Here is an 11,931-nt window from a genome sequence, read left to right on the forward strand (position 1 = left end):
TCCGCCGCTAACTATCAGGAGTGCAAGCACTCCATCAAGTCCGCTCGACTTGCATGTATTAGGCACGCCGCCAGCGTTCGTCCTGAGCCAGGATCAAACTCTCCATTTAGGGTGGTTTTATCTTTCGGCTGAAAGCCGATGGATAAAACTCACCAGGTGTTTGACTTGCTCATTACTTTGTTTATTGCTTCTCCATAAATTCCGTGGAATCTATGGGGCAGTTTCGCTCGTTGTTCAGTTTTCAAAGAACAATAACATTTCTTGTGTTTCGCTTGCCGTCCGCTTGTTTCTCTCGGCCGGAATTAGAATATACCATATGTATTCATAGGATGGCAAGCTTTTTTTATAAATAACTTTTAAAACAACATTTGTCCGCGCATAATAACCCCATCCTAGCACTTAGGAGGTGAGACCAATATGGCTAAACAACAAGGACATGGCGCCAAGAACACAACAACCAAATCATCCGACAAAAAAGGCAACGCATCCGGCAATAACCACTAGTCTAACTGGATATCTTCTATAGAAGGAGCATGAACGGTGCTTCGCATTCTTCATACGGCGAAGTACCGTTTATTCTTGCTTAGAGTATACCTTATATCGTTTAATCTTATCTCTAGCATAACTCTCAAGGGCTTATATGTAATAGCTAAACTTGTTCCGTACTCTATTACTTTTACTACCTTGACTCATCCAGCAAACCACCGCCAACAGCGAAATCCCTTTCGCTATTCGTGATCCTCATTACGCTAATACAACTCGCCTGCTCCCTGCTCAGATGATTAGAGCAACTAGGTTCGCTACTCGAGCAGCTACTTTCGCTAATACGGAAACTCATTTCGCTAACCCTGCTCATCCACGTCGTTCCACCGCCAACAGCGAAATCCCTTTCGCTATTCGTGAACCTCATTACGCTAATACAACTCGCCTGCTCCCTGCTCAGATGATTAGAGTAACTAGGTTCGCTACTCGAGCAGCTACTTTCGCTAATACGGAAACTCGTTTCGCTAACCCTGCTCATCTACGTCATTCCACCGCCAACAGCGAAATCCCTTTCGCTATTCGTGATCCTCATTACGCTAATTCCGATTACTCACACTCACACCTGCTCCTGCTCCTGCCCCTGCCCCTACTCCTAATGCTATAGTCACTCCCCAACGCTTAAGCTGCTGCTTCCCCTATAAACCAACAATCCCGCCGCAGCTCTGAATAGCCGCGGCGGGATTTTGGTCCCGTTCTTTTAAGAATCTATTATTTCGATTTTATTGATTTTTTGTTTGCTTTAGCTTTGGAAATATATGAGTTTCCGCCTCTGCTGTGGCTGCGGTTAGAACGATGACGTGATTTCTTACCACACGATTTAGATTTATTAGCGTCTTCATCGTGATAGCAGTATTGATAGAGATGTTTCTCAACTGGAACACAGTGATGACGAGTTACGACATTCACTTGATGAATGACTTCCACAATCTGCGGATGGAACACATCATTCACTACAGTAACAGGTGGATCGAACACTCTGACAGTCGGACAAAAATGATCGCAAGACATATAAGGCAACTCCTTCCCTCTTGGTCTACGATAGTATACGAGGATTGGCCATGCTTTGCTTGTGTTAATGCCTTGCGAAGACATTCATACTAATCTAACGATTGTCTATTTTCTCAGGATAGAGATCATGACGGCTTAAGCGGAGCTCCGCCATTTGCTCGTATTTAGTGCCCGGCTTGCCGTAGTTGCTGTAAGGATCGATAGAAATTCCTCCACGCGGCGTGAATTTCCCCCACACTTCAATGTACCGAGGCTGCATCAACTCTATCAAATCATTCATAATAATGTTGATACAATCCTCATGGAAATCACCATGATTACGGAAGCTGAACAAGTACAGCTTAAGCGATTTGCTCTCTACCATTTTCTCATCAGGGATATAGGAAATATAGATTGTTGCGAAATCCGGCTGGCCCGTCATCGGGCATAAGCTTGTGAATTCCGGGCAGTTGAACTTGACGAAATAATCCCGGTAAGGGTGCTTATTATCGAATGACTCCAATATGGCAGGTGAATATTGAAACGCATATTGGGTTCCTTGGTTGCCTAATAGGCTAATTCCTTGCAGCTCTTGTTCTGTTCTTCCAGACATATCTTCATTCTCCTTCTATTATACGCCGCGCTTGTTGCCCCATACCCAAGCATGGAGCTGCGGCAAAATACGTACATGATTCATATCCTCACGATTCATAACCTGCTCAATCAGCCACTCATAGCGCTTGACAAGCTTATCTCTCAGCTTATCGTTATCCTCTTCTACGAGATCGTCATTTCCCGCTTGGACAAAAAAAGAAACGTCAGGATAGCGCTTATGAGCTTCAACGGCATATAACAGGTCTTCCTCATCGAATATAACGATCTTCAGACTATACGTTCTACTTGCATGAGAGAGCTTGCTAACGATATCATCCAGCACCTGCCAGTTCGTCTTCATTCCCGAGCTCGGCGGCTTAGGTGACAGTGTAAGCTCATCTACTTCAAGCAGCCAATCCTGCCAGCGGCTTCCTTGTGTTTCTACTGCAACACTAATGCCTTGAGCATGCAATAATTCGACGAGCTCCCCAAGATGCTTGAGTAGTGCTGGATTGCCTCCCGATAAGGTGACATGGGAAAAGGCTTGTCCGCCGCAAGCTCTCAGCTCAGCCCAGATCTGCTCTGCCGTCAGCATGGTAATATCCTTAGCGCCTGTGCCATCCCACGTAAAGGCAGAATCACACCAGGAGCATGAATAGTCGCAGCCTGCCGTCCGGACGAACATCGTCTTCTGACCGATGACCATGCCCTCCCCTTGAACCGTAGGACCGAATATCTCCATAACCGGAATCATGTTATCAGCCATGTGACACAGCCCTCTTCGGACGATAAATCACGTAGCTGGTAGGTGTTTCCCGCAAATACACTTGAATGCACTTCGGCTTATTGGCCGTCTGATCCAGATATTCCTGAACCAATTCATAGACGGTACGTGCCAGCACCTCAGTCGTGGGGAACCGATCAGAATCATTCGCATGGAACAGCTCGTGATGGTCATTCAGATACGAATGGTCGAACCGATCATGGATAAGTCTCTTAATGACAGCAAAATTCACAAGAAAACCGGATGAGTCGAGCTCATCACCGGCAATCGTTACATTCGCATAATACGTATGCCCGTGTACATGTGCGCATTTGCCTGCATCCTCGGAAGGAATCGAGTGAGCAGCAGCGAAATGCATGTCTTTATTTAATTCATAACAATACGAATGGGAGACAGATGGATAGACTTGCTGGATCATACTGCTCCTGCCTCCTTCTTCGAGGCTAAGTAGCTCTCCAGCCCTTTTCTCCGCAGCTTGCAAGCTGGACATTCGCCGCAGCCGTCTGCGATCACGCCATTGTAACAAGTCAGCGTACGCTCACTGACGTATTCGAATGCTCCGAGTGTGTCCGCCAGCTCCCAGGTCTGCGCTTTATCAAGCCACATGAGCGGCGTCTCGATCACGAATGGATAATCCATCGACAGGTTCAGCGTGACATTCAGCGATTTGATAAAAATATCTCGGCAGTCCGGATATCCACTGAAATCCGTCTCGCATACGCCAGTAATGATCGTACTGGCACCTATCTGCTTCGCAAGCACCGCTGCAAAGGATAGGAACAGCAGATTTCTGCCGTCTACTGCAGTAGTTGGCACCCCACTTGTCTGCTCTTCAATGGCTATATCAGACCTTGTCAAAGCGCTTGGTGCGAGCTGATTGAGCAGTGACATGTCCAATACATGATGCTTAATGCCAAGCTCCTCAGCAATTTGAGCAGCGCATTCCAGCTCCAGAGCATGTCGCTGTCCATAATTGAAAGTTACGGCTTCGACCTCGTCATACCGCTTCATTGCCCAGAATAGACAGGTCGTACTGTCCTGCCCACCGCTGAATACAACAACAGCTTTTTTTTGCTTCATTACTTAATCCCCTCTCTCGTGAGAGAGAGATCCTCGAACAACACCGTCTTGCCCATAAAATGAAAAAAATAGAATCCAAGGAGATTCCATTTCATCCTTAGTTTTTTATAGAGGGAGTTCGCGAACCTCTCCTGATTACACACTCTAAGTTTATAGAGTCTGTTTCAGCATTTATAGGTTTTACCTACCGTACTATACCACAACGCCTCGTAACCGAACAAGCGGCGGATATTGCCTCCGCCGCATTCGAGGTTACATAGGAGCTTATTGGGCAATTGTACCTTTAATGCCTTTTACGAACCAATTCATAGCTAGAATGTCTTCGTCACTCATTACTGAGCCTTCATTCACCTTCAAGCTGCCCGTTTGATCATATAGAGGGCCTGTGAATACTTGCAGGCTGCCGTCTATAATAGCTTGCTTCTTCTCATTAACGAGATTCTGAACGTCCTCAGGTACGTTTTTGCCGAATGGGGCTATATCGATCATTCCCTCTTTCATTCCGCCATAATAGGATTCAGATTTATACGTGCCATCCATTACACCTTGAATGACGGAGCTGTAGAAATGAGCGAAATCCCATACCGGGTTCGTAATATACGTGTCTGGCACATATTTGTTCATATCCGAATCGTTCCCGATGCCGTATGCTCCGCGCTCTGCCGCTGCTTGAATACCTGCCGGTGAATCCTGATAAGTTGCGAGCACATCTATACCTTGGTCAAGCAAGCTGATTGCCGCCTGACGCTCCGTCGTGGGATCGAACCAAGTGTTGCTCCAGGTTACCATCACTTCTATATCAGGATTAACGCTCTGCGCACCAAGCGTGAAGCCGTTAATCGTATTAATCACTTCCGGTATCGGGAATGAACCGACATAGCCGAGCTTGTTGTTTTTGGTCATTTTGCCTGCGGCAATGCCGGACAGATAACCTGCCTCGTAATCCCGGCCTATATAAGTACTCAGATTATCTGCGGTTTTGTAGCCTGTGCTGTGCGCGAACACGACATCAGGAAATTTACTTGCTACATTAACCATAGAATCCATATAACCGTAGCTCGTACCAAAAATAATGTCATTCTCCATAGCCAACTGAGTGAACACTCGCTCTGCATCCGCTGTATCCGGTATATTCTCCATTACAGTAGCCTTAATCCCGAACTTCTCCTCAATTTCCTTTCTGGCAAGGTCATGCTGATAGGTCCAGCCTCCATCCCCCGGCACGCCCAAATAGACAAAGGCTACTCTAGGAAGCTTGTCTTCCTTCGAACTGTTCGAGCCATACGTGTTCGATGGCTTGTCATTCGTCGATGTCGAAGCCGCTTCACCCGAACATGCAGTAAGCAATAGCATTACAGTTAGCAGAACAGCCACGATCGAATTCTTCATTGGATTCCACTCTCCCCGTTCACATTATGTAAGAATAGTTAACTTGTATATTACCAATAGATTACGTCGAACGGCCTCCTATAGCAACAGGTGACACACCTGTTTTGCTTGACTCACAATAAGTTGGCTTTTTTTTGTGCATCATGCTGAATTTAATAGTAGAATCTCAATACGAAAGAAAATTGTGTTATTTTACATAACATAGAATTCAGTAAGCCAGAGTGAAAGGGAGTATCCTGCATGGAACAACTAGATCCCGTATTGAAGCAACATTGGATTGCCGTTAGCTTGTCAACTGAGCTACTTGATCAGCCTAAGCAGGTGACAGTCATGGGAGAGAGGATTGCTCTATTCCGAAGTCAGGATGCTATCCATGCGTTCAAGGATATGTGTATACACCGGGGAGCTGCTCTTTCTCTTGGCTGTGTCAAGGAAGGCAACCTCGTATGCCCTTATCATGCGTGGGAGTATGACCCTACAGGTGCATGCGTTAAAATCCCACAGCTCGCCCCTGAGCAATCGATACCTCTCAAGGCACATGCCATTGTGTACGAATGCACAGAGCGCTACGGCCTCATCTGGATCAACACCTCGAGCAGTGGCTCGTCACCCCCACCCCTTCCCGAATATAATGACCCCTCTATTCGCAGCGTCATATGGGGACCTCAGAGCGTAGCTGCCAAGCCACCACGTATTATCGAGAATTTTCTTGATGTAGGACATCTTGCCATTGTTCATGAAGGATATCTCGGCACAGCCGAGCACACTGAGATAGGCGATTACCGCGTGCATAACAACAACGAAGGCATTTATTCCGATGAAATAGCCGTGTACCAGCCTGATCCCGACGGGACAGGAGAAGCCAAGACGGTCTATTATACTTACGAGGTTCTGAATCCCTTAACGGTCAAGTTCACGAAGCGTGATCCTCGGAATGGGAATGCCATGAGCATGATGCTGACGGTTCAGCCAGAGTCCGGCAATACCTCGATTGCCTATGGGATCATGGGCTTCAACTATGAGATGGACATGGATGACGATGAGATCAATCGATTCCAGGATGTGATATTCGCTCAGGACAAGCCAGTGGTTGAGAATCAAAAGCCTGAAGATTTGCCGCTTGATCTGCAAATGGAGCTATCCCTCAAGGTCGATCGAATGAGCATCGCTTACCGCAAATATTTGACTGAGCTCGGCGTAACACTCGGGACAGCTTAGTTCCTCCGGATCATTCTAGTAGATGACAAGACAGGAAACAAAAAAGAACGGTTGAACAATAGGGGGGACTGTCCCCTGTTCAACCGTTCTTTTTATAAAAATCGAATGTTTAGTTGGTCTCTTGATGAACTAGCTTAGCCATCGCATGCAAGGCAGCATCCATCTCACGTTCGATCGCTTTGGCGACAACGTCGGTATGCGGATCATATTCGCCAGCAAGATCAGAATCCGCATAGCCGTCAAGAGCAACAATGGCTCCGGCACGTGCGCCTCTCAGCGCTGCGACAACGTACAGAGCCGCAATCTCCATCTCAACGGCAAGTGCTCCCGCCTGCTTATATTGCTTATGCGGCATCTCAACCACTCCGTTGAAGAATACGTCAAGCGTAACCGTAATCCCCTTCTTCACGATACCACCAGCTTCAAGCGCCGCTTCGTACAATGCTTGAGTAACATCCATATCAGCAACTGCCGGGAAACCGTCCGGTACGAGCTGACGAGTAAGGCCATCCGTGCGAATTGCGGCCGTACTGACGATCAAGCTTCCAGCTGGATGATCAGCAGAATAAGAGCCCGCCGTCCCTACACGGATCAGCGTCTTCACGCCACCACGAATGAGCTCCTCGAAGCACACCGCTGCACCAGGTGAGCCTACACCATGACTGACAACGGCAAGCTTAGCTCCGTTAAATTCCCCAACAAAGGTACGGTATTCACGACTGAACGCCAGCTCACGGGCATTAGTCAGCTTTTCAGCAATTTTCGCCGCACGGCCTGGATCTCCGCAAACGATAGCGTAAGCTGGCAGATCCACAGAATGTACTTGCAGAATTGGCAATAACATCGATTAATCAAACTCCTTATGTACCCATTCGTCTTCAGGAATAGGCAGGTCTTCACCAGAGAAACGCTGCTCCTTGAATGGGTCTGCATAGTTATGGAAGCCGTTGCGTTCCCAGAAACCGGGACGGTCCTCCTTCATAAATTCAATACCGCGAATCCACTTGGCGCTCTTCCAGAAGAATAGATGAGGCACGAGCAGACGCAAAGGCCATCCATGCTTCGCGTTAAGCGGCTCACCATCGAAGCTATGTGCCAGAAGGATATTGTCTCGCATGAGATCTTCAAGCGGAACATTCGTATCGTAATCCTGATCAGCATGAATCATCACATATTTGGCCTCAGGCTTAACCTTAAGATGTGAGAGCAGCTCTGTGAAGCGGATTCCCTCCCACTCTGTGTCCAGCTTCGACCAGCGTGTGACGCAATGAATATCATTCATTTGCTTCGTTTGCGGCAGGGCCATTAAATCATCATAGGAGAATACTTGCTCCTCTTCCACTTCGCCAAATACACGAAGAGTCCATGTGCTCATATCATACTCCGGCACATCCCCTTCATGTAGAATAGGGAAACGCTCCGTAATGGTCTGGCCTGGCGGCAGGCGATGCGCCAGCTCTGGTGATACTTCGACTTCCCGAAGCGGTGCTTTTTTTAAGCGTTCGGCTTTTTTGTTCATGTGATACCCTCCTAAAGGTTTTGTGTAACAAAACCACTTCGTAAGCATTATCCTAGGTTTTGTGTAACAAAACCACTTCGTAAGCATTATCCTAGGTTTTGTGTAACAAAACCACTTCGTAAGCATTATCCTAGGTTTTGTGCAACAAAACCACTTCGTAAGCATTATCCTAGGTTTTGTGTAACAAAACCACTTCGTAAGCATTATCCTAGGTTTTGTGCAACAAAACCACTTCGTAAGCATTATCCTAGGTTTTGTGTAACAAAACCACTTCGTAAGCATTATCCTAGGTTTTGTGTAACAAAACCACTTCGTAAGCATTAGCTTCTTCCAACTCCCTGTTAGCGGGAGCTTTCATTGGCTTTACGCGCTTCCTGCATATAGCTCCTGTCTTTGAAGAAGAACATAGCAACAATCGTCACGACATAAGGCAGCATCATCGTAAAATGAACCGGAATCGTGAAGCCCTGCAGCCTTGTGCTGAGTGCGTCCATGAATCCGAACAGCAGGCTGGAGCCAGCTACGCCAAGCGGATTGGATTGACCAAGCATCGTTGCTACCAGCGCGATAAATCCGCGGCCGGCGGTCATGCCTTCCGTGAACATCGTCACTTGACCAAGCGACAGCTGCGCGCCTGCCAGACCACACAAAACGCCGCACATTAGAATTGCGCCATATTGGATTCTCGTCACCTTGATACCAAGGCTTTTGGCTGCAGTCGGATTCTCCCCAGCTGCAAGCAGGCGGAAGCCCGATACCGTGCGGAACAAATAATATTGCAGAACGCCTACTAGCACTAATGACAAATAGACGAGCGGAGAATGGCCGGATATAACATCTCCAACCCACGGAATATCCTTAATCAGAGGAATATCCCATTTCGGAAGCCCAACCATATCTTTATCATAATAAGCCCCTTTTACATCAAAAATCGCCCGCAGTGAGAAAGTCGTAAGCCCAATCGCAAGAAAATTAAGCGATATACCGACAACGATAACGTTCGCCTTCAGATTTATACTCATATAGGCTAACAGAAGTGAGAATGCCATTACACAAAGAATAGCAAATAATACAGCAAGCCATACATTGCCTGTTAGATGATTGCCAACAATCGCAGAGAAAGCGCCAATAAGAATAAGACCTTCAAGTCCAACGTTGAACAATCCGACACGGGAGCATAGAGCCCCGCCTAGTGCGGCCAACAGAATTGGTGTAACCATACGGAGCGTAGAAGCAAACAGGGACACATCAAACAGTTGTTCCATTAGAAGCCCCCGCTTTCTTCTTTTTAATGAATGAATAGGTGAACTTAGCTGAAATGAACAAGATGAGCACGGCCTGAATGATGCTTGCTACCTCAAGCGGAACCTCCGTGTTCCGTTCAACTCCCATTCCCCCTGTCTGCAGCGCAGCAATGACAATAGCTGCTAACGCTGTACCCAGTGGGTTCGAGCCAGCCAGAAGTGTTGCCATTATCCCTGACCAAGCATAGCCTGGAGAGGTTAATGCACCATCGAGATAACGATACTGCGTGCCAAGAACCTCTCCCGCACCCGCAAGGCCAGCTAAGCCGCCACTCGCAAACATGCTGTACAACATAAGCCGGCCGCGCTTAACACCGCCGTACCCTGCGAATAGAGGATTGCCCCCTAGCATCCGAATCTCATAGCCGCTCACGGTATGCTTCATGAACAGCGCAAGAAGTATCGCTCCTAACGCAGCAATGATGAACCCCGCATGCAGACTCATTCCTGTGAATAGCTTAGGCAGCATAGCACTCTTGTCGATCATGACAGTCTGTGCCATTGCCGCAGAGCCGGTACGGTCCATTAGTGGGTACGATACGATATATCCAGCGAACAATGTAGCAATATAATTAAGAAGTAAGGTCGTAATAAGCAAGTTCATTCTGAATCGCGAATCCAACCAACCGGCAAAAGCCGACCAAATGCCGCCTGTAACAATACCAGCCAGTATTGCCGCAACAAGCTTAAGCCATCCCGGACCTGGCAGATAAATAGCCGTTAATGCCGCACTAAGTGCGCCTAGAACCATCTGGCCCTCGGAGCCCATGTTGAAAAATCCTGCACGGAACGCAAGCGCTACACCTAACCCGATTAGAATAATGGGAGTAGCCCTGCTGAGCGTATTCGTGAAGAAGTACGAGCTGCCGAACGCTCCCTTCCACATTTCCCCATAGGTTTCTAATACGGAGCCACCTACGATAGCAATGGCAATAGCACCAACAGCGAGCCCCACAATAATAGCGAGGAGCGGCTGAAGCAGCGCACGTCCTGTTTCTTTTAGCTTATCCAACCGACTTCCCTCCCGCCATCAATAGACTTATTTCCTCTTCCGTCGCCGTCTCAGACTGAAGCTCTCCCACTATGCGCCCTTCGAACATAACGACAATTCGATCAGACAGCTTTAATATCTCAGTAAGCTCAGAGGAGACGAGCAGTATAGCTCCACCCTCAGCTCTTTTTTTCAACAGCTCGCCGTGAATGATCTCCATAGCCCCTACATCGACACCACGTGTCGGCTCAGCTGCAAGAAGAAATGGCGTGTTCTGAGCCATCTCACGGGCAACGATCAGCTTCTGCAGATTGCCCCCCGATAAATTCTGTGCTTTCGTATGAATAGAGCCCGTCTTAATGCCATACTGCGTTACCCATCCACTCACAAGCTTCTGGATCGCACTACTTCGCAGTACACCGAAGCGCTGGTGCTTACGGGCGTGACCCATTAAGCCATTATCAGCAACAGTAGCCCCTTTGGCGACGCCCCATTGGTAGCGGTCCTCCGGAATATGAGCAAGCCCACGCTCTCGGATGTCGCGAACAGACACTCCCGTCATATCTGCACCAAGCAGCCTCACCTTGCCTTCATCCGGCTGCAATAAGCCAGAGATCGCTTGTAGAAGCTCAGACTGTCCATTGCCCGAAATCCCAGCAACTCCAACAATCTCACCTTCTTTTACATGAAGGTTTATAGAGTCAAGCAGCGGTTTGACCTTCCCGCCACGTATAGTCAAATCCTGAACCTCCAGTACAGAAGCTCCTGGATTAGGTGCATGTCTCTTCATATCCACTAGCTCCCGGCCAACCATTAGTCGCGACAGCTCTTCTACATTCGTATCCGAGGCAGCGACCGTACCTGTTACCCGGCCATCTCGAAGCACCGTAATTCGATCAGCTACATCTATAATCTCTTGCAGCTTATGACTAATTAGAATAAAGCTTTTGCCTTGCTTAGCCAGAGCTTTTATCGCTATCAGCAGCTCATTAACCTCCAGCGGAGTAAGAACAGCTGTAGGCTCATCCAGAATAATAACCTCTGCGCCTTGATGCAGCACCTTCAATATCTCAACTCGCTGCTGCATACCAAGAGAAATCTCCTCAACCTTGCGCCAAGGATCGACCGGCATCCCGTATTTGCGGGCCAGCTCTTGCGTCTGGGCTGCCGCCTCTTTGCGATTGAAGCCAATCGCCTTGCTAGGCTCCCGACCAATTACGATATTCTCAGCTACTGTAAAAGACGGAAACAGCATGAAGTGCTGATGCACCATGCCGATTTTACTCCGAATCGCATCTGATGGACTTGAGAAGGACACCTCGTTGCCACGCATGATAATAGAGCCGGAGGTTGGACTTTCCATCCCGTATAGAATACGCATCAAGGTCGTTTTGCCGGCTCCATTCTCGCCGACAAGCGCATGAATTTCTCCTGCGCGAAGTGTGAAATCCACATCACGGTTAGCCGTTACAGCACCGTATGATTTCGTTATTTTATCCATTTGCAGCAGCATGCGGCCGCT

Annotated in this window: 12 protein-coding genes, 1 rRNA gene and 1 riboswitch; of the genes, 1 reads left to right on the forward strand and 12 read right to left on the reverse strand. The window is 47.9% G+C overall.

The window, feature by feature from the left end; genetic code table 11:
- The 7 genes from AC6ESP_RS06505 to AC6ESP_RS06535 all read right to left on the reverse strand — a co-directional run.
- Positions 1-109 (reverse strand): 16S ribosomal RNA (locus AC6ESP_RS06505); the annotation flags it as partial.
- Positions 110-1,251: 1,142 nt separating this feature from the next.
- Complete coding sequence (locus AC6ESP_RS06510; protein WP_497095890.1) at positions 1,252-1,551, reverse strand: hypothetical protein; 300 nt, start codon at positions 1,549-1,551, stop codon at positions 1,252-1,254.
- Positions 1,552-1,645: 94 nt separating this feature from the next.
- Positions 1,646-2,143: a preQ(1) synthase gene (gene queF / locus AC6ESP_RS06515; protein ID WP_497095891.1), complete on the reverse strand. Its 498-nt coding sequence runs from the start codon at positions 2,141-2,143 to the stop codon at positions 1,646-1,648.
- 18 nt (positions 2,144-2,161) lie between these two features.
- A complete protein-coding gene (gene queE, locus AC6ESP_RS06520) occupies positions 2,162-2,890 on the reverse strand; it encodes a 7-carboxy-7-deazaguanine synthase QueE (RefSeq protein WP_497095892.1) in 729 nt (242 codons plus the stop codon).
- Entirely contained in the window at positions 2,883-3,326 is a 444-nt protein-coding gene (gene queD, locus AC6ESP_RS06525) for a 6-carboxytetrahydropterin synthase QueD (protein WP_497095893.1), read from the reverse strand. Before queD ends, queE begins: the two co-directional genes overlap by 8 nt.
- On the reverse strand, positions 3,323-3,988 hold the full coding sequence (gene queC / locus AC6ESP_RS06530) for a 7-cyano-7-deazaguanine synthase QueC (protein WP_497095894.1): 666 nt from the start codon (positions 3,986-3,988) through the stop codon (positions 3,323-3,325). Before queC ends, queD begins: the two co-directional genes overlap by 4 nt.
- Before the next feature lie 91 nt (positions 3,989-4,079).
- Positions 4,080-4,123, reverse strand: a riboswitch (PreQ1 riboswitch).
- A 129-nt stretch (positions 4,124-4,252) separates the two neighbouring features.
- Complete coding sequence (locus tag AC6ESP_RS06535) at positions 4,253-5,377, reverse strand: BMP family ABC transporter substrate-binding protein (RefSeq protein ID WP_497095895.1); 1,125 nt, start codon at positions 5,375-5,377, stop codon at positions 4,253-4,255.
- Positions 5,378-5,617: 240 nt separating this feature from the next.
- Between AC6ESP_RS06535 and AC6ESP_RS06540 the strand changes: the two genes are divergently transcribed.
- A complete protein-coding gene (locus AC6ESP_RS06540) occupies positions 5,618-6,595 on the forward strand; it encodes a Rieske 2Fe-2S domain-containing protein (protein ID WP_497095896.1) in 978 nt (325 codons plus the stop codon).
- 109 nt (positions 6,596-6,704) lie between these two features.
- On the opposite strand, the gene AC6ESP_RS06545 is transcribed toward AC6ESP_RS06540, so the two are convergent.
- The 5 genes from AC6ESP_RS06545 to AC6ESP_RS06565 form a co-directional block, all read right to left on the reverse strand.
- A complete protein-coding gene (locus AC6ESP_RS06545; RefSeq protein WP_497095897.1) occupies positions 6,705-7,439 on the reverse strand; it encodes a nucleoside phosphorylase in 735 nt (244 codons plus the stop codon).
- A gap of 3 nt (positions 7,440-7,442) precedes the next feature.
- Positions 7,443-8,114 carry a sulfite oxidase-like oxidoreductase gene (locus tag AC6ESP_RS06550; RefSeq protein ID WP_497095898.1) on the reverse strand — a complete coding sequence of 224 codons (672 nt, stop codon included), beginning with the start codon at positions 8,112-8,114 and terminating at the stop codon, positions 7,443-7,445.
- Between the two features lie 341 nt (positions 8,115-8,455).
- Positions 8,456-9,379 (reverse strand): ABC transporter permease, encoded by a 924-nt coding sequence (locus AC6ESP_RS06555; protein WP_497095899.1) that lies wholly within the window; start codon positions 9,377-9,379, stop codon positions 8,456-8,458.
- Entirely contained in the window at positions 9,363-10,430 is a 1,068-nt protein-coding gene (locus tag AC6ESP_RS06560) for an ABC transporter permease (protein WP_497095900.1), read from the reverse strand. The genes AC6ESP_RS06555 and AC6ESP_RS06560 overlap by 17 nt, the downstream gene beginning before the upstream one ends.
- Positions 10,423-11,922, reverse strand: a complete 1,500-nt coding sequence (locus tag AC6ESP_RS06565) for an ABC transporter ATP-binding protein (RefSeq protein WP_497095901.1) — start codon at positions 11,920-11,922, stop codon at positions 10,423-10,425. The genes AC6ESP_RS06560 and AC6ESP_RS06565 overlap by 8 nt, the downstream gene beginning before the upstream one ends.
- Positions 11,923-11,931: the final 9 nt, after the last annotated feature.

The sequence above is a fragment of the Paenibacillus xinjiangensis genome (assembly GCF_059686975.1).